This is a genomic window from Klebsiella huaxiensis (assembly GCF_003261575.2).
Lineage (GTDB): Bacteria > Pseudomonadota > Gammaproteobacteria > Enterobacterales > Enterobacteriaceae > Klebsiella > Klebsiella huaxiensis.
Genome location: NZ_CP036175.1, coordinates 2,593,953 through 2,613,001, shown reverse-complemented (window position 1 = coordinate 2,613,001; position 19,049 = coordinate 2,593,953). Strand labels below are relative to the sequence as shown.

Below are 19,049 nucleotides of genomic sequence, written 5' to 3'. Positions count from 1 at the left end.
GGTACATTTGTCTCATTTGTATGATACATACTATGCAATATATGATACTGCCTATGGGTTGATCCAGATCAGATTTTTGCAACGAGCGAGAGAGAAAAGGTGAAAAATGGAAGCACACCGCGCGTTAGCGCAGAATATATGACGAAGATAATTGGCAGAGAAAAAGAAAGGGCCGGAGCGGCCCTAGCGTTTTAGCTGACGGGAAAAATCGATTCGCGACTTGCCCGCATTCTGATTAGCATTGAAAAGATCGATCCTGAAACTGCATTTATCGGCCCGGGTTACCGATGTGGTGTATTCAAAGACAAACCCTGTTTCGAGGAAGGAAACACGTTCTATCTGATATCCCGCCATCACTTTATCGTGGCACTGTAGATGGTGCGCCGCCGGTTTATTAATGATGATAGCATCAATATTTTCCGTCGCATGGGCGATATTCAGGCCATACTGGTTTTTCAGCACGTCATAGAGTGAGCTCACTTCAAAATCATGCTGCTCTATGCCCTGACAAAGATTATAAGGAATCGCCGTTGTTTCAAGCAGTAGAGGTGTATCATCGCCGTAGCGAACACGCTTGAGCAGAAAGATTTTCCGCTGTCCTTCCGGAAGATTTAATTTGTTGGCGACAACCTCATCGGCTTCAACAACGGCGGATTGCAGCACCACCGAGTGGGGTTTAATTCCCTGCTCGCGCATGCTGTCGGTAAAATTATACAGCGAGTTTAATTTGCGGTTAATTTTCTTGTCGGCAATAAATGAACCTTTCCCGCGCTGACGAACGATAAGCCCCTCTTCCAGCAGCTCGCTCATTGCCAGCCTGACGGTAGTTCGGCTAATTTTCAGGATGTCGCACAGTTCGTTTTCAGTCACCATTTTATCATTCACCCGGAACACGCCAAGTCGAACCTGATGCCGGATAAAAGAGGCGAGTTGAGAGTACATTGACGTTCCGGCATCATCATTGAAGCGAAAGTTCTCTTTGATATAGAGTCCCGTGTCCATAGATTTCCTGTCATGTTAAAAATATGCCATATACGTATCATACAATACATGGCGCGGGCAGGAAACCGGAACCTATTTTAGACAAAGTGCGCGTATTTCCGCTGGGCGGCGGCTGACAAATACCATGATAACAACTATGGTGCATTTCTCGCAGACTCGGTAGCACCCCCCGCTGCTGGGATATGTTGGCGAGGTGCACTTTTTCAGCAGTCTGAAACCGGGAATTTCACCCGGTTTAATTGATCTTCAAACCTGGCACTAATCCCTTAACGCCACTGGTTTGTCGTTCGCGCAATAATGGCGTCCTGAGCTTCCGGCATTAAAGAGATGTACTGGGCGCAATAACCTGCCACCCGGACAATCAGATCGGCATAGTTTTCCGGGTGCACTTTAGCGTCTAATAACGTCTTGCTATCAATAACGTTAAACTGGCAGTGGTAAATGCCTTTCATCACCAGCGCCCTGAGGAACGAGACGAATTTATCCAGATTTTCCTCACCCGCCAGCGAACCCGGCGAAAAGCGCATATTTAATAACTGCCCAGCGGCAACTTTAACGTTCGGCAGTTTCGCCACAGAATTGATAACCGCTGTCGGCCCCTGAGTGTCCGTTCCCTGAGTTGGTGAACAGCCCTCATTTAACGGCGTCTTCGCCCGTCGACCATCCGGCGTTGCACCGACGTCAAACCCGTTGGGGATATAGGAAGTGATATTACTTGTCGACATCGTATAGCAGCTCACTTCCGGCCCTTTCCCCGTTCGTTCCGTCGTGTACTGAGGCAGAAGTTTGATATAGGAATCAAAAACATCCTTAACGATCATATCGACATAATCATCATCATTACCAAACTTAGGTACTTTCTTCACGAGTCGCAAAATACGTTCGGCATCCTGCCCCTGCCAGTCCGCATTCATGGCTGCCATTATTTCGTCCAGGGAAACGGTTTTCTCTTCAAATACCAGTTTTTTGATAACCGCCAGGGAATTGCCGACTACACTTGGACCAATGTTAGATTGAGAAATAATATCATATTTGCAGCCGCCATCCTTAAGCGCTTTACCCAGCTTCAGGCAGTTGTCAATAAAGCAGGAGGCAAACGGCGATGTATCATAAACGGCCAGCGAACGGTCGCAGATAGCGTCGCACTCCACCGCCAAATCCGAATAGTATTTCAACAACGTTTCCCATGCGGACCACAGCTGTTCGTAATACTGGTAATTTGTTTTATTGCCTTCTTTGCCGTTTACGCTAATCAGCTGTATCCCAGAAGCCGGATCCATACCATTATTAAGTACCAGCTCCAGCATTTTGCCCCAGTTAACATAGGTCATGCCGGTGGCCCGATGGCCATATTTCCCCGGTACACCGGTTTCAACGCATCCAATAGCGCAATAATCCAGGGCATCTTCGGTTGGTATCCCCAGGTCTTCGAGCCCTTTCACCGCCACTTCATCATTGAACATCGACGGCATACCACAACCGGTTCTGATCAGTCGGGCCGCGAGTTTTAATAGCCCCTTCGGCGTATCCTGGTTAAAGCGCATCGAGAAGTTTGGCTCGGCCATCGCCGTCAGGTTCATGGCTTCAATACATAAATAAGAAAGCGCATTGGTCCCATCCTGTCCATCGCGTTTTCTGCCGCCGACCATCAGGTTTGAATAAAGAGGATAACCTTGCGAAAACTTCGTGTGTCCATAAGGACGAACCTTGTTATTACCACTGTTCATCAGGAATAGATGGGTCAGGATTTCGAGTGCCTTCTCCTGAGTTAAGGTACGGTCAGCAATATCTTTTAAATAGAGCGGGATCATATATTGATCAAAGCGACCATAGCAGAACGAGTGACCGTTGCTCTCAATCATTTGCAGAATATGTACCAGATAGCAGGCCTGACAACCCTCATAGAAGTGCTCAACCGGCTTTTCAAGTAAGGTTTCGCACATTTCGGCGATCGCGATAAGTTCCTTCTCACGCCGAGAATCAGGCTCAATTTCGGCCTCTTGGGAAGCAAGTCTTCCGTATCTTTTAATAAATTCAAGACTTGCTTCAAGCGTAATTATGGCCGCCTCATAGAATTGCCTTTGCTGCACATCTTCCGGGGCCAGTTGACGTAATTTTTCTGCTGCCTGGTCGATTAAACCGCGAAAGCCATATTTAAAAATCATTTCATGGTCGGGAACAATATGCCCATCGCCGGACATCGAGATTCCCCCTCGATGTAAAACCCCCTGTTTTTCTGCCAGGACGATGTTCTGCGGCGAAGTCCTTTTGACCTCATCGGCATGCGTTTTCCCTAACCAATAATCCTGAATGCTACGTAATTTCTCTTTAACATCTTCTGTGATATAGAAGATATCACCGGTGCGTTTATCAAATTGATCCAGCTCATCAATTACCCACTGGTATGAGTATTCAGGGAAAATCGGCGCAGCAAAATTGGCGCTCGCCTGATTACCGAAAATCAGACTATCCTTTTCAAAATAAATCGACATATTTTTTAAGGTATGCGCAAACGCTTTTGCTTTACGCAAAATATATGCTTCACCTTCTGTCTGCTTAAATGACTCAGTATAGAGTATGGCCCTTTCGCTACAGATGTTGGCGCGCCTTGTTTGCATCTTATGTCTTAACCGATCAATTCTCGCCAGATCTATATCATCATGATTGATTACTTTAAATTCCAGGAAGTCTTTCATAATTTCTCCCATGACTTTGTTATTCAACGTGTACATTTAAATTTTTGCTACAGGCATAGTCATAAATATCCTTTATCAGCATTTCATCGCAGACGGCATCATCTGATATTGGATTGACAAGACCTAACCTAGTGTATTTACCAGCGCCAAGATTATGATATCTAAGAATATCAAGGCGTTTAATCGAGCTTCCCAGTTCTGCAATAAAATCAATCCTCTTGATTACATCAGAGTAATCGTCGTTATGCCCTGGAATTATTACCAAACGAATAATAACATCAGTCCCCGCATCAGCAATTAACCGCAAGTTTTCAATGACATGGTGATTACCGATACCGGTACACTTCTCATGAATACGGTTATCAAATGCTTTTATATCATACAGAAACAAATCAAATTCTTTGGCTAACCCCAACGCATGTTCTCTTGAGTAATGGCCCGCAGTGTCTAAAGCAACATGTACCCCGGCGGCACGTAGCTTTCTGGCTAACTCTATAACAAAAGGATAAAACAGCGCAGGCTCGCCACCGGACAAGGTTACACCGCCACCAGAGGCATCAAAGAAAACCTTATCTCTCAGTAATTTTTCCAAAAGAGTATCAACAGTAATCTCATACCCCACCGTTTCAAACGCGTCGGGGTATATCAGTTCACATTCCTCTTTTGTTTGAAAAGTCCCATGGCAGCGTTCTTTAAAGAACATGGTCTTAATATTTGGGTACATCAACTCGGGGTTAGAACACCAAAGGCAACGTAAATTACAACCAACAAAGAAAACCGTTGATCTTAATCCAGGTCCATCTTTCGTCGCATATCCCTGTATTGTCGATATTAATGCTTTAGTTTCCATGTTTACCAACCGAGTTGATTTATGTGTCATTTAATAAGATATTTTCGGGTCAAAAATGCCCAGTAGCACGCCAGCGAAGGCAATCAACACCAGCAATCCCATAACTTTTGTCGGCCCCATTTTGCGCTTGGTCATTAACCACCAGCAGAGTAGAACTGTCAGCGCGGTTAATATTTTGGGGAAAATCGAGTCCAGCGTGTGCTGAAGATTAACAATAGTGCCGCCGCTATCATTTAGCATCACAAAAGAGGTCTGGATATTGACCCATAGCGCCGCCACCGCACCAATAACAATTGTACCTAGCATCGCTATCGATTCGCGAATGGCGCTGGCTTTATTACCGACGATAAAGTCAACAGCTTTCCAGCCCAGCTTGTAACCTTTATAATACAAATAGCGCATACCGAAAATTGCAATCAGATTCCACATCACGATATAGAATATTGCTCCCAGCGGCGAGCCACCGGTAGATAATCCCAGACCGATCCCAAGTAAAATGGGAATGAGCGTCCCGATAATCAGCGAGTCACCGATCCCGGCAATAGGCCCCATCAGCCCGGCACGAATACCTGCAATCATATCGTTATCAATTTTTTCGCCGTTAGCCCTGGCTTCTTCCAGACCCACGGTCACCCCAACGATTACCGTCCCTAACTGCGGTTCGGTATTAAAGAACGTAGAGTAAGTGTTAAGTGCGTTCTTTTTATCCTCATCATTATCATAAAGTTCATTTATAATAGGATTCATCGCCGTCATATAGCCCAGTGTTTGCATCAACTCCAGCGAGTAGCAAACCTGGTGACCGTAAAACCATAACCAGAATGATTTATTTAGCGTTTTAGCAGATAATTTTCTTTGTGATTGAGATATCTCATCAACTTCTTTCATTGAATATGAGACACCCTTTGTTTGTTCAACCGTCAGGCTCATGATTAGATATCCTCTTCATCCATAGCAGCCGCACCCGCTGTCGGTTCACTATTCATTCGCGACATACGTATTTTGTAATTCATTACGCCGAGGAATCCGCCAATAATCGTTGCGCCAATCAGATTAACGCCCATCATTGCTGCCAAAGTAAATCCCATCAGAAACGTAAGAATATCAACGTAGCTTTCAACAATTTGTTTTAGCAACAGACCGATCCCCACTGCAGGTAAAAGGCTGCCAACGGTAAACAGTGTTTTCATCGTAATACCGTCCATGGGTAGGCTGACCTTGATAAAATCCACCATACTTGATCCCATCAGGGTCATAAAAACTGTCGGGATAAAACTAGTTATAATATGACTTATCCAGGGTAACCCCATATCAATAAAACTTAACCGATGAAATTGATGATTATTGACCGCCCGCAACCCCATATGCTGCCATATAAGGTTAATCATCACTGTACCGTAATAAAGCACAGTACCAACTGTACCCACAGCCGCACCAAAAGCCACTGCCATCTGGATGGCGTTAGGTGAACCAGGATCAATACCTAAATTATGTATGGCAATAATTGAAAGAGGAATGCCGATATAGCTAATGGCGCGTGAGTCAGCAGCGACTGCCCCGCCGGGTGTGATCAAGGCGATATAGACAACCTGAATAGCAGCACCGACAATGATACCGGTTTTAAGGTCGCCCAGAATTAAACCACATAATAAGCCACCGACCAGTGGTCGACCCAGCGTATAGTTACCAATGGTTGTCCCTGCCATCCCCGGCATGCTCGAAAGACATGCCAGAAAACCAAGAATACAGGCTTGGGTAAGATTAATGTCCATGATTAGCAAGTCCTATTTTATTTATTAATAACCAAACTTACTACGATACTTATCCCAGAAACCGATGGATTCCTCTTTGATTAATGCAAATTCAACTTTGAATCCAGCGTTGTGCATTTTTTCAATAGCGGCAGCTTCATCGGCGGTCAGGGATTGATTTTTCCCGACATTAATCGTGCCGGGGCGCTCGTTGCATGGGCCAACAACGATATTTTTCATTCCATCAGGATCAAAGCCATCGTCAACCAGCATTTGCGCCATAAGGATAGGCTCTTTAGTAATCAAGAAGTAATTATCCTTACTCGCGACAACTTTTTCTTTTTTTGCTTTCCACTCCTCATATGTCCAGACAAAAGTTTTTCGGTTGCTGGCGCCGATGAGGGCGTTCTTTAGTACCGGCGTACTAGCAGCGGCATCATTGACCAGAACAATTCCCGTACAGGGGTATTGTACAGTCCATGCAATACATGTTTGACCATGTATCATCCGGTCATCAATTCTTATAAACGTGATAGCCATTGAGAAGTCCTCGTTAAATTGTTTCAGCAACTTTACAGCATTTTGTTAAATCTTCGGCAGTGACATCGATTAATGACACCGTGTCTTTTAAATTAGCCAACAATTCCTGCACCAATTCATGAATCGTCACTTCATCTTTCAGAAAAGCCGCCCCCAATACCATGGGCATATTGGCACCGCCAAAAATGGTGGCGTTGCTCAGTAAATTTCTTTCATCAAGATGGCAGATAGTATTAACCAGCGGTGAACCGCCGATAATATCGCCAAATAGCAAAATTTCATCACCAGCCGTTATATGTGCAGTTTTCTCCGCGAGTTCACTTTTGAATTGATCTGAGGCCATGCCATCTTTCAGACTCACACTAATAATATCCTCACGCTCTGAACCAACCATCATATCCAGAACGCTGTGTATACCCTGCGCATAATGGCCATGGCTGACTATCAAAATGTACTTCATCTACTTTTCTCCTCAATCGTAAAAATTGATCACAAGAAGCACTTGTGCAGATGTGCTATACCTTCTGGATTCATCGCAAGCATCATTCATCACATAAGTACTATTTGTATGATACATTTTAAGCGGATAAAAGAATCCTATTCAGTGATGTAAGTCGCAGAAATTTGCACAGGGTTAAAATGGCTTTCTAAAACTATGGATTAGAAAGAATCCCAGGCCAGGGCCGAACGGAAGCAATAACAGAGCAAACCCCTCCTCTATTACAGCTGACTACATGGCCGGGTTCTCCCTGGAATAGCGTGGTTTCCAATCGTATTCTCCGGAATGACGATTGTGAGGTACCTCACAGATGCATCAACTGACAAGAAAACGATCTTCATGTATTAATGTTATATGTGTATAACATCGATACACTTAAGGAGACTACTATGTCAAAAATAAAGATTTGCACGGCCGATGAGGCTGTATCGAAGATCCCTTGTGGAGCCACCATTCTGGTGGATGGTTCCGGAGGTGGAGTCAATGAGCCGGGACATATTCTTGCAGCACTGAAACAGCACTTTGCCACTAATAACACTCCGCGCGAGCTTACCGTCGTTCACCCAAGCGGTATGGGTGACGGCCACGGCGGTGGTATCGATTATCTTGCCAATTCGCAGATGGTGCGCAAAGTCATCGGCGGCCACTGGAGCTGGTGTCGTCAGATGCAGGATCTTGCCGTCAACAATGAGATCGAAGCCTGGTGCCTTCCACAAGGCGTCATGTCGCACCTGCTGCGTGTTATCGCTGGTAATGGGCCAGGACTGATTAGTCGCGTCGGTCTTGGTACATTTGTCGATCCGCGAATTGATGGCGGTAAGATCAACCAGCGAGCCATCGGTGAACATGTTCGCCTGATGTCACTCGAAGACGAGGATTTCCTGTTTTTTAAAGCCTTCCCTATTGATGTCGCCATTATCCGTGGCAGCGTTGCCGACGAAGATGGCAATCTAACCATGGAAGATGAGGGACTGTATGCGGAAACGCTTTCTGCCGCACAAGCGGCGAAAAACTCCGGCGGCATAGTTATTGCTCAGGTGAAATACCTGGCCGGACGCGGAAGTCTGGACCCACGGACAGTCAAAGTGCCAGGTGTGCTGATCGACGCGGTTGTCGTCCATGATGCCCAACGTCTCTCTTTCGCCACCGTAGCCGACCCAAGTCTGACGGGCACGTTGAAAATCCCCGGCGGTAGTCTGCCGGTGTTGCCGATGAATGCCAGAAAAGTCATTGCTCGCAGAGCGGCTCAGGAACTTCGTCCTGGCGACGTCGTTAACCTTGGCTATGGGATGCCGGATGGCGTCGCGTCGGTTCTTGCGGAGCAAGGGCTTGGTGACTCTGTCACCTTTACCCTGGAACAGGGTCACATTGGTGGCATACCGGCAACTGGATCCGACTTCGGCATGGTTCGTAACCAACAAGCGATGCTGGATGCAGGTTATCAGTTCGACTGGTACGACGGCGGCGGTCTGGATATCGCGATCCTCTCATTTGCAGAAGTAGATCAGAACGGCAACGTAAACGTCAGTAAGTTTGGTGGTCGCGTCGCCGGTATTGGCGGGTTTGTAAATATTTCCCAAGGTGCAAAACGAGTGGTATTCGTCGGTACCTTTAAAGCCGGTAAACAGCAGCAGCAATTCGGAGCCCATGGCGTCACTATCGAAACGGAAGGTCACGCACGCAAGTTCGTGGATACCCTTGAGCAAATTTCCTTTAGCGCGGTTTACGCACGTAAACGTAACCAACCGGTGAGCTATGTCACAGAGCGTTGCGTTTTTGAGCTAAGCGATAAAGGTATTGTGCTCACTGAAATCGCGCCAGGTGTTGACCTGGAAAAAGACATCCTGGCGCAGATGGATTTCCGTCCACTTATCTCAGCAGAGCTGCGCAAAATGTCTCCACATTTATTTGAGTCGCTAACTCGCGAAAAATCAGCAGTGGAGGCCTGAAATGAGCGTATTAAACATAGACCGTGCTGGTCACTGTTTCACACTGACCCTCAATCGCCCGGAAAAACGCAACGCGTTAAGTAAAGCCTTACTTCAGGAATTGCGCGATGCGTTACATACTCTGCGCGATGAACCCGAGCTTAAAATATTGCTTATTCGCGGTGCAGGTGACAAGGCATTTAGCGCGGGGGCCGATATTAAAGAACAGACCGGATTTACGCCTGCACAAGCCTACGACCATATGCGCTGGGGACAACAGATCTTCGATGAAATCGAATATTTCCCGATGCCAACCATCGCAGTAGTTGATGGCTTTGCCCTCGGCGGCGGGCTTGAACTGGCATTAGCCTGCGATATGCGCTTCGCCTCAACGCGCGCCAGCTTCGGTAACCCGGAAATTAATCTTGGCAACCATCCTGGCTGGGGTGGCACACAGCGCCTCCCCCGTCTCGTAGGTCAATCTCTGGCGAGAGAAATTATGTTTAGCGGGCTGCCAGTCACTGCCGAGCGGGCCTTACAGATAGGCCTCATCAACCAGCTATTTTCTCCCGAACATCTGGATGATGGCGTAAATCAATATGTCGCTGCGGTGTGTCAGCACTATTCACCCGCACTGCGTACCCTGAAGGAAGTTGTTCAGGCGGCGGATAGCAGCGACCTCGAACAAGGCCAGCAGATCGAAGCCAGCGGCGTTAGCCGCCTCTGGGGAGCTGCGGCGCAAAAAGAGGCACAGAACGCTTTCTTTAATAAATCCTGATTGCTTCAAACCTTCACCCATTGCCGGGTGAAGGCTAAAAAACTAAAATCCCCCCATCTATTTCAGAGGTACTGATATGGAAAGCTCCGTGCTATCCCCTCGCCGCTGGTGGTTTATTATGCCGGTGGTATTTATTACATACAGTTTAGCCTTCCTTGATAAAGCAAATTATAGTTTCGCCGCTGCGGCGGGAATCAATGATGACCTGGGTATTAGTAAGGGTCTGTCATCTTTAATTGGCGCTTTATTTTTCTTAGGTTATTTTTTATTTCAGATTCCAGGAGGAATTCTGGCCGAACGCACAAGCGTGCGAAAACTATTAGCCTTTAGTCTTATTATTTGGGGTATTTGCGCAACGGCAACCGGGATGGTGCATAGTATTCCGACGCTGATTGCCATTCGTTTTGCGCTTGGCGTGGTGGAGGCTGTTGTGATGCCTTCTTTGCTGGTACTGACCGCCCGCTGGTTTAGCAAAAAAGAGCGATCGAAAGCGAATACTATCTTCCTGCTTGGCAACCCGATAACTATTCTGTGGATGTCTATTCTTTCAGGCTACCTGATTGATAACTGGGGTTGGCGACATATGTTTATCGTACAGGGTGCGCCCGCTATCGCCTGGGCGGTAGCCTGGTACCTGTTGATTCGCGATCGCCCGGCGGATGTTTCATGGTTAAATAAAGGTGAGAAACAGGCTATTGAACAAACATTACAGGCTGAGCAACAGCAAAAACCAGCGATGACCAGCTACGGGATGGTTTTCCGTTCGGCAAACGTCATCAAGCTGGCAGGTTGGTTATTCCTGCAAAGTATTGGCTATTACGGCTTCCTGATGTGGTTACCGTCGATTATCCGTGCCTCATCGACGTCAATGTCTCATACCGGTTGGCTGGCTTCGTTGCCTTACGGTCTGGCTGTAGTCTTTATGCTACTTGCTGCCTGGCTAAGCGATAAATACCAGCAGCGCGTACCGTTTATCGTCTGGCCGATTGCTGTGGCCGCAGTTTGCTTTGCCATTTTGTCCGCGACCGGTACCGACCATTTTTGGCTCTCTTATTCGCTGCTGACCATCGCCGGAATCTGCATGTATATTCCGTTTGGTTCATTTTTCGCCTCGATTGCCGATGTTCTGCCAAGCTCAATGGTTGGTGGCGCGACAGGTTTGATTAACTGCTGCGGTTCACTCGGAGCATTCCTCGGCGCTTATCTTGTGGGATACCTGAATGCATTAACTGATTCAACAACCACTTCTTACATTCTGATGGCAGTGTGTCTGCTTGGTTGTGCAATCTTAGGTAAGTCTATTTGCATGCCTGCGGCGCATGATACAACGTCAAAAAAACAGCTGTCGGTATAATAGTAAATACAGGCCTGTGTAAACGGGCCTACAGTTAATACGCAACACAAAAAGGCCTGTAGCAACAGGCCTTTTTATATTTAATCGCGGTGAATCACTACAGGTTCTTTAATTCCATCAGCGCTTTCAGAAAATAATAATCGCCGTATCCGGTGGCCTGATCGATACCTAAACCATGCGGCAAATCGGCGGTTGAATGGGCCAGTATTCCCTCATGTTCTTCCAGCAGACAATCACGGCTGAGGGCCTGCAGCATCAGAACCGCCGCCGACTTATACCGATCCTTGCCTGTCAACTTATACAGTCTGAGCAGCCCATACGCGCTAATCGCCCCTGCGGATGCATCTTTGGGAGAATCAGCGTCGGCATCATAATCCCACTGCGGGATATGGTCTGAAGGCAGGTTGTCGATGATAAAGTTTGCCACCTTTTCTGCGGCGGCTAGATAGACGGCATCATCCAGTTCCGCCGCCAGCATAGCCAGGCCCGCAACCGCCCAGCCCTGTCCTCTGGCCCAGCAGCTGTCCGCCCGTAGCCCCTGATAAGTATCGCCGCGCACCCCGTTTCCGTTCTCATCAAAATGGAAAACATGATATACGGAGCCGTTTGCACGCAGATGGTGGGAAAGCGCTTTTTGCGTATGAATGCGTACCACGTTAAGCAATTCAGGAGCAGCTCCCTGCTTAACCGCCCAGACCAACAGCGGCAGGTTCATCAGGGTATCGATCAGCACACTGTTCGACCACTCTTTACCGCCGAAGAATCCCCAGCCGGGAATAAATCCCCCCAGCGGATTAAACTGAGCCGCCAGGCTGTGCGCAGCCTGAATCGCCGCCTGCTTCCATTCTTCATTTCCTGTCAGCCGCCAGCCGGTAATGGCGCCAGGATAAAACATAAAGCCCAAATCATGATTACAGGCATCCTGCGCGCGCGGCAGTAAGCGCTGGGTGAAGTACGTTGCGCGTTCCAGCAGTTGCGGATCCTGAGTGTGCTGCCAGCTCAACCACAAGACTCCAGCCCAGAAGCCACCTGTCCACACGCCGTCAGGAGTGAAGCCGTATTTCCCCTGCTCTGTAACATGGGGAAAATCGGTAAATTTTGCCGCATTGCGCTGTGCTTTACGTGTACAAACGGTGATAGCTGTATCTAGCCAGTCCATTTTTTCCTCTCTTTTCAATAAGAATTTAGTAACTCACCATCAATGTATTTATGTTATGACATTGAGTCAAATAAAGAGAAAAAAAATGTGATCCTGATTACCCTGCAGCTAAAGTCATTTTTTCTGAGTCCGAATGTGCTATACATATAACATTAGTGTATTACAGAGAAATCGAGGTCGTGCTTTGTCGTTACCAAATGAATCTGAAGGAAATTATTCCCTGCTGGACGTCTCAAGCCCGGTTCCGCTCTTCCATCAACTACGTGATTTGCTGGAAAACTGGTTCCATCAATCCTTCAACGTAGAGGACGATCTCCCTACGGAAAAAGAAATCACTGAGAAATTTGGCGTCAGCCGTATTACCGTCAGGCGCGCGCTCGATGCGCTGATTAGTGAAAATATCGTGGTTCGGCCAAAATCACGCGGCAGACTACGCTTGCGGAAATTACCGCCGGTCCAGCGTTTAAATCGTCTGCGCGGATTCTTTACCGATGATCTTCTGGCTGCGGGTATGAAACCTTCAACCAGGACAATTAACTTTAGTCGGATAGTCAATGAACGGGTAAACGCAGAACTGAAGCTGCCCGCAGACTCGGAGTGCTTTTGCATTGAACGGCTGCACTACGCTGCCGAGCAGCCAATTGCTCACCAGGTATCTTGGGTTCCGGTCGCGTTATTGCCTGAACTTGAAACCTATGATTTATCTCACTCCCTGATGACGCTATTTGATAAATCGCTCCCGCATCCGATTTATAAAGGTGAGCAGCAGCTGCAGGTGAGAAATTCAACAATTGAAGAGTCTCTCCACCTTGGATTGCCGGTTGGCTCCGCCATTATTTCGGTCTCACGAGTAGCCTTTATGGATAACGATCAAGCGGCTGAATATTTCGTCGCCACTATGAATCCCAAATTCTATCAGTTTTCAATGACGGTATATGCCGATGACTAAAATAAAGAAAACCCTTTATATCAGCGATCTTGACGGAACTCTGCTCAACAAAGAAGGAAAACTTTCCGCCTATACCCGTGAAGCCATTAGCAACTTCGCTAAAAATGGCATTCTGTTTACTTGCGCCACCGGCAGAACGTTAAGCTCAGTCAAAATGCTGTTGGGTGATGCTAAGTTTTCCTGCCCGGGCGTATTCAGCGACGGTCTGTTAACCTTTGATATGCAGACCGACACCATTATTCAGGCCTCCGTCCTGCCGCAACGACTTATTGAGCAGATAGCGGAAAAGCTGAATGAGTTCAATAATGACGGCTTCCTGTACTGCATCAACGGTAGCGAATATGCGCTTTTTTATACCGCGAAAAGCCATGCCCTAAGCCAGCATTTTATTAAGAGCAAAGCACCCTTTTTAAAAGACAATATTTTTAAAATTGAGCACTTCTCAGCGCTACCACCAGAATACCTACCGTTGTATTTTGTCGCCTACGATGAGTACGACAGACTGACGCCGCTGCAAAAGTCGGTCAATACCATTCATGATATTCACTGCCTGTTAAATCGTGACCTGTATCACGCGCAGGGCGATGTTTATTTTATGAATATTCTTACCGATTCAACATCTAAGCACTCGGCAATTCACCATCTCAAACAGCATCTGGGCGTTGATGAAGTGGTGGCTTTTGGCGATAACTATAACGATCTGCCGATGCTTGCCAGCGCCGATCGATGCTACGTTCCGCAAAATGCGATTCCGGAAGCCAAAAAGCTAGCAACGCAGGTAATCCCCTCCTGTGACCAGGATTCGGTGGTGAAATTCATCGAAGCGGAAACGCAGAGATAATGAATTCAAACAAATTCAGATGCTGGCTCTATACGAGCCAGTATGGTGAATACTTCAATATGCCTGCTTTTAACACCAGGCTAATAGCAACTATTTCCACCACAGGGTAATCAGAAAGAGCTATTTACAGCAAAGTACTGTATGGTCGTAAGCCCTTCAATCAGGAAATATCATATGTCAGAACGCAAAGATGCTAAAACTCGCCGTAATTATCTCGTAAAATGCTCCTGTCCTAATTGCTCCCAGGATTCAGAGCACAGTTTTAGCCGAGTACAAAAAGGTGCTCAGCTCATTTGCCCCTATTGCCATAAGCTCTTCCAGTCTTCATCCAGAACCGCCGCATAACCTATCCCTTACCAGATGCCGATTGCTTCGCATGATTGAACAATAATCAGCCAGCGCTGATAACGCGTTTAAATTTTTTGGGCTGCGGTAAAGCCCGCAAGCATGCGGGTTTTATTTCGATTTAAATAGACATCCCGTTTACTTACTGTATAGCCGTCCCGGCTTGCATATTTAAAAGGTATTTCTTTGTTCCAAAAAATGACAGGTATTGTCAAAACATTTGATAGTAAAACAGGCAAAGGTCTGATAATCCCCTCCGATGGTCGTAAAGACGTTCAGGTTCATATTTCCGCATTATCCCCCGGTGAGTCAACCACAATCCGTCCCGGTATTCGCGTAGAGTTTCGTCGAGTAAACGGACTGTGTGGTCCGACCGCCGCGAATGTTTATCTTTCCTGAAATTACCCAAAATGCTGGCCCTCCCGCCCAGCATAATTAATGCTGCCAGAAGTCTTAGGATATCCACCCCGAATATTTGGCTTTCCCCAATGAAAAAAAATACCTGCCACGAGCAACGCCGTGAAGTCGTTTTCTATAAGTAGAATTCGCACTAATTAATCCATCCTTCCGCTTAAAATTTGTGACCCACATCTCAAACTCATCGTAAAACTCAGAAACAAAAAAGCAACGTAAATCAAAGAAATAAGCCGAGGATTCATCCGCTATAAATATGACAAAAGTCACAAAATCACAATCAGGTTACTATTTTTAAGTAAAGGTGACTTTTTTACTATGTCATCACCAGCACGAACAGGGAAAGATAGCGGGATCCAGCAGTTCATTGTCGTGCACGAAAGCGCTCAGGAGTCGAAATGGCGGTGGTCCTAACTTATATATGCGAGCTAAGTGAAGGTATACACGCCAGGCCTGCTGGATACATCGCGCGATTATGTCATTTATTCCAGGCCACTATCGACTGGGAGAACACCCGCACCGGCCTGCAGGCCAACGCGAAAAGCGCCCTTTCGCTGATAGCTACCGACACGCTGTTAAATGACGAATGTCGTATCTCACTGAGCGGCAATGATGAACAGAACGCCGCCGCACAGCTTCACGCTCTGCTTTGCGACCTGCCGACATTTAGCCTTGCACCTGAACCAGTGACCAGCCTGGGCTATCTGCCCCGCTGCCTGCGGGAGCTGAACCCGCAGGTTATTCAGGGAACCCGCATAAATAAAGGCGCGGCGATCGCCAAACCACGGGTAGTGCAAAGCCTCACTTTCGCCGACATCATCGCGCGAAATCCGGGCCACATTGATCGCCTTGAAGATGAAATGGCCCGACTTATCGCTGGTTTAGACACTTTGCGCGCAGAAAAAGAGACGGCCCTTGGACAAACCCACAGCGTTGAACGCGAGCTTATCGAAGCCCATCTCTCGCTAATTACCGACATGACCTTTCGGGATAAGGCGATCGGTTATCTTAATAACAATATCAATGCCTGGTCCGCCATCGCCCAGGCCGCTCTCGATTTTTGCCACATGCTTGAGCGCTCATCCAGCCATTATATTCAGGAGCGAACGCTGGATATCCTCGACATCGCCACGCAGCTTATTTGCACGCTGTATGGCGAACAGGCGCTGGCACACTCGCCGCTTACGCTCAAAGAACCGGCGATTGTGTTCGCCAACCACCTGACACCCAGCCAGTTTCTGGCTCTCGACAGAAACCGGATCGTCGGTCTGGTGCTATCGTCCACGGGAAAAACATCGCACACGGCGATCCTGGCGCGAGCATTGAGTATTCCAACCCTGACTGATATCGATATGTCGTCGCTCACGCTTGAGCCTGAGCGGCAGATAATTATTGATGGCGAGCCCGGAATTCTGATTACCCATCCGGATGAGAAGATGCTGCGCTATTACCGTCAGGAAATTGCCGTACAGCAGGCCATGCAGCAGTTGTTACGAGCAAACGCTTCAACGCCGGCACAGACCGGCGACGGGCAGCGCATTGAGATCGCTGCGAACATTGCCAGCCTCGCCGAAGCACAGGCCGCCTTTGATAATGGCGCACAAAGCATCGGGCTGTTTCGCACTGAGATAACCTTTATGGGCCGCGATACGCCCCCCACCAGCAAGGAGTTGGCCGACCTTTACACACAGGTGGTGATTCTGGCTGCGGGTAAAACGGTTATCTTTCGCACCTTTGACATCGGCGGTGATAAGCCCGTCGAATACCTTAGCAGCGACAAAGAAAAGAACCCGTTTCTCGGCTTCCGGGCAGTGCGTACCTATCCGCACTATCGCGACCTTTTCGTTGCCCAGTTGAAGGCGATTCTTATCGCATCGGCGGCAGGTCAGGCCAAAATCATGTTGCCGATGATTACGCGAGTTGAAGAACTTATCTGGTGCCGGGAGGTACTGGAGTCGGTCAAACAGGAGATGCGCGGTGAAGGGCTGGCATTCGATGAAGCGATCGCGCTCGGTATCATGCTGGAAGTTCCCTCGGTGCTGTTCGCAATGGCGGAAATGGCTGAACACGCCGATTTTTTCAGCGTTGGCAGTAACGACCTGACGCAGTACTTTTTCGCCGCCGACCGAGGAAATACTCAGGTAAAGAGCCTCTACGACAGCTACGCGCCGCCGTTTTTACGCGCCCTGCAGTTTGCGGTCAGCGAGGCACACCGCGCCGGAAAGCCTATCGGGCTATGCGGCGAACTAGCCGCCGACGCCCCCATTCTCCCCCTGCTCATCGGCATCGGTTTTGATGAATTGAGTATGAACTGCGCCGCAATCCCAGGGATTAAAAATGCGCTCAGAAAGCTTAACGTTGCCGATTGCCAGACGCTCACGCAAACCCTGCTCGCGAGCCAACGCGCAGACCAGGTCAAAGCCATACTGCAAAGCTCGGGCGGCGGAGTGGCGAAAAAACCGCTTCTGTCACCGGAGATGATCCTGTGGAATATTGACGCCGCCGATAAAAACGAAGCGATCAAAATGATGGTCGATAACCTGTGGCTGCGTGAGCGTACCGATGAACGGGACAGACTATGTGACGACATCTGGGCCCGGGAAGTGCCTTTTCCTACCGTTGTCGGCTCGGGGTTTGCCATCCCCCACGCCCAAACGGACTACATCCACGACTCTGCTATTAGCATCGCAACGCTTAAGCAACCGATAGCCTGGGGCGACGTGATGGTAGATACCCTGTTTATGCTGACGATCAGCAATTCCGCGCAGGATAATGAGCATATGAAATATTTCTCCACCCTGGCGCGTATGCTGATGAATGATGAATTTGTCAGTCTGGTCAAAGAAATGAAAAACCCAAAAGCACTCTACAACCTGATATCCAGAACTCTGGCCTTCTGATCACCAAACGTTATGAGGCTGACATGTTAAAACTATTAAAAAATACCAAGCGGCATTTCATGACCGGCGTGTCGTACATGATCCCATTCGTGGTGGCCGGAGGCGTGTTGCTGGCGCTGGCGGTAATGTTCAACGGAGAAGCGGCAGTACCGGACCACGGCTTTCTGAAGGCCATGTCGCAAATCGGTATGGCGGGTTTAACCCTGTTTATTCCCATCCTGTCAGGGTTTATCGCTTATTCGATGGTCGATAAACCGGGCATCGCGCCGGGTGCCATCGGCGGGTTAATGGCGTATCAAATGGGCGCTGGATTTTTAGGCGGCATGCTCTCAGGGATTATTGCCGGGCTGGTAGTCTATGTCCTGCTGAACCTGATCGCCCGACTCAAGATCCCCCATTTTCTGCGCATGGTATTACCGATATTTATTATTCCGCTGATCGGGACATTCCTCACCGGTATGGCGGTGTATTACATTATTGGCGATCCGATTGCCGGAGTGATGAAGTGGCTTAGCGTCTGGCTTGGCAATATGCAGGGCGCGTCGTTTATTATCCTCGGTACTATTCTTGGCTGCATGATTGCCGTCGACATGGGCGGGCCAATGAACAAAACCGCCTTTTTCTTTGCCGTTGCGCTGATCTCAACGAATCCGCAGCTGATGGCGGCGGTTGCCGTCGCCGACTGCACGCCGCCGTTGGGGCTGGCGCTGGCGACCTTTCTGTTTAAAGACATCTTTAATGATGTTGAGCGGGAAGCCGGAAAACCTGCCGTGATTATGGGCTTTATGGGGATTACGGAGGGGGCTATTCCGTTTGCGGCGGCGGATCCGGTACGAGTGATCCCGGCGATTATGTTCGGTAGCGCGGTCGCGGCGATCCTTTCTTTATGGTTTGGCGCAACTAACGCCGCGCCCTGGGGCGGGCTAATTGTATTACCGGTGGTCAGTAACCATTTTGGTTATATCGTCTCGGTGATAGCCGGAACCATCGCCACCGCCGTTGCGGTGAAGGTCCTGAAAACCGTTATCAAACTACGGGCATAA

Annotated in this window: 17 protein-coding genes; 9 read left to right on the top strand and 8 right to left on the bottom strand. The window is 48.2% G+C overall.

The features are described from left to right. Positions 1–183: 183 nt before the first annotated feature. The 7 genes from DA718_RS12420 to DA718_RS12390 form a co-directional block, all read right to left on the bottom strand. Entirely contained in the window at positions 184–1,002 is an 819-nt protein-coding gene (locus tag DA718_RS12420) for a GntR family transcriptional regulator (RefSeq protein WP_112213492.1), read from the bottom strand. Positions 1,003–1,268: 266 nt separating this feature from the next. Next, positions 1,269–3,698 carry a glycyl radical protein gene (locus DA718_RS12415; RefSeq protein WP_112213508.1) on the bottom strand — a complete coding sequence of 810 codons (2,430 nt, stop codon included), beginning with the start codon at positions 3,696–3,698 and terminating at the stop codon, positions 1,269–1,271. Positions 3,699–3,717: 19 nt separating this feature from the next. Continuing rightward, positions 3,718–4,548, bottom strand: coding sequence for a glycyl-radical enzyme activating protein (locus DA718_RS12410; RefSeq protein ID WP_167492759.1), 831 nt, complete (start codon positions 4,546–4,548; stop codon positions 3,718–3,720). Positions 4,549–4,578: 30 nt separating this feature from the next. Further along, positions 4,579–5,436 carry a PTS system mannose/fructose/sorbose family transporter subunit IID gene (locus tag DA718_RS12405; protein ID WP_112213507.1) on the bottom strand — a complete coding sequence of 286 codons (858 nt, stop codon included), beginning with the start codon at positions 5,434–5,436 and terminating at the stop codon, positions 4,579–4,581. A gap of 44 nt (positions 5,437–5,480) precedes the next feature. Then, a complete protein-coding gene (locus DA718_RS12400) occupies positions 5,481–6,320 on the bottom strand; it encodes a PTS sugar transporter subunit IIC (RefSeq protein ID WP_112213490.1) in 840 nt (279 codons plus the stop codon). 24 nt (positions 6,321–6,344) lie between these two features. After that, complete coding sequence (locus DA718_RS12395; protein ID WP_112213489.1) at positions 6,345–6,839, bottom strand: PTS sugar transporter subunit IIB; 495 nt, start codon at positions 6,837–6,839, stop codon at positions 6,345–6,347. 13 nt (positions 6,840–6,852) lie between these two features. Next, positions 6,853–7,299, bottom strand: a complete 447-nt coding sequence (locus DA718_RS12390; protein ID WP_112213488.1) for a PTS sugar transporter subunit IIA — start codon at positions 7,297–7,299, stop codon at positions 6,853–6,855. 428 nt (positions 7,300–7,727) lie between these two features. Here DA718_RS12390 and DA718_RS12385 point away from each other — a divergent pair, with 428 nt between their 5' ends. From DA718_RS12385 to DA718_RS12375, 3 genes are all read left to right on the top strand, one after another. Further along, complete coding sequence (locus tag DA718_RS12385; protein ID WP_112213487.1) at positions 7,728–9,287, top strand: acyl CoA:acetate/3-ketoacid CoA transferase; 1,560 nt, start codon at positions 7,728–7,730, stop codon at positions 9,285–9,287. 1 nt (position 9,288) lies between these two features. Further along, a complete protein-coding gene (locus DA718_RS12380; RefSeq protein ID WP_112213486.1) occupies positions 9,289–10,044 on the top strand; it encodes an enoyl-CoA hydratase/isomerase family protein in 756 nt (251 codons plus the stop codon). A gap of 76 nt (positions 10,045–10,120) precedes the next feature. Further along, the gene (locus DA718_RS12375) at positions 10,121–11,398 is read left to right on the top strand and encodes an MFS transporter (RefSeq protein WP_112213485.1); all 1,278 of its coding nucleotides are present in this window, start codon (positions 10,121–10,123) and stop codon (positions 11,396–11,398) included. Between the two features lie 97 nt (positions 11,399–11,495). On the opposite strand, the gene DA718_RS12370 is transcribed toward DA718_RS12375, so the two are convergent. Then, entirely contained in the window at positions 11,496–12,557 is a 1,062-nt protein-coding gene (locus tag DA718_RS12370) for a glycoside hydrolase family 88 protein (protein ID WP_112213484.1), read from the bottom strand. A gap of 133 nt (positions 12,558–12,690) precedes the next feature. On the opposite strand from DA718_RS12370, the gene DA718_RS12365 reads away from it, so the two are divergent. The 6 genes from DA718_RS12365 to DA718_RS12345 all read left to right on the top strand — a co-directional run bounded on the left by DA718_RS12365 (position 12,691) and on the right by DA718_RS12345 (position 19,049). Beyond that, positions 12,691–13,506: a GntR family transcriptional regulator gene (locus DA718_RS12365; protein ID WP_112213483.1), complete on the top strand. Its 816-nt coding sequence runs from the start codon at positions 12,691–12,693 to the stop codon at positions 13,504–13,506. Further along, positions 13,499–14,347 (top strand): HAD-IIB family hydrolase, encoded by an 849-nt coding sequence (locus DA718_RS12360; RefSeq protein ID WP_167492758.1) that lies wholly within the window; start codon positions 13,499–13,501, stop codon positions 14,345–14,347. The genes DA718_RS12365 and DA718_RS12360 overlap by 8 nt, the downstream gene beginning before the upstream one ends. Before the next feature lie 141 nt (positions 14,348–14,488). Then, positions 14,489–14,692, top strand: coding sequence for a YnfU family zinc-binding protein (locus DA718_RS30645; RefSeq protein WP_323808951.1), 204 nt, complete (start codon positions 14,489–14,491; stop codon positions 14,690–14,692). Between the two features lie 186 nt (positions 14,693–14,878). Further along, complete coding sequence (cspF, locus tag DA718_RS12355; protein ID WP_112213481.1) at positions 14,879–15,091, top strand: cold shock-like protein CspF; 213 nt, start codon at positions 14,879–14,881, stop codon at positions 15,089–15,091. Between the two features lie 413 nt (positions 15,092–15,504). After that, positions 15,505–18,006 carry a phosphoenolpyruvate--protein phosphotransferase gene (gene ptsP, locus DA718_RS12350; RefSeq protein WP_112213480.1) on the top strand — a complete coding sequence of 834 codons (2,502 nt, stop codon included), beginning with the start codon at positions 15,505–15,507 and terminating at the stop codon, positions 18,004–18,006. Positions 18,007–18,029: 23 nt separating this feature from the next. After that, positions 18,030–19,049, top strand: a complete 1,020-nt coding sequence (locus DA718_RS12345; RefSeq protein ID WP_112213479.1) for a PTS fructose transporter subunit IIC — start codon at positions 18,030–18,032, stop codon at positions 19,047–19,049.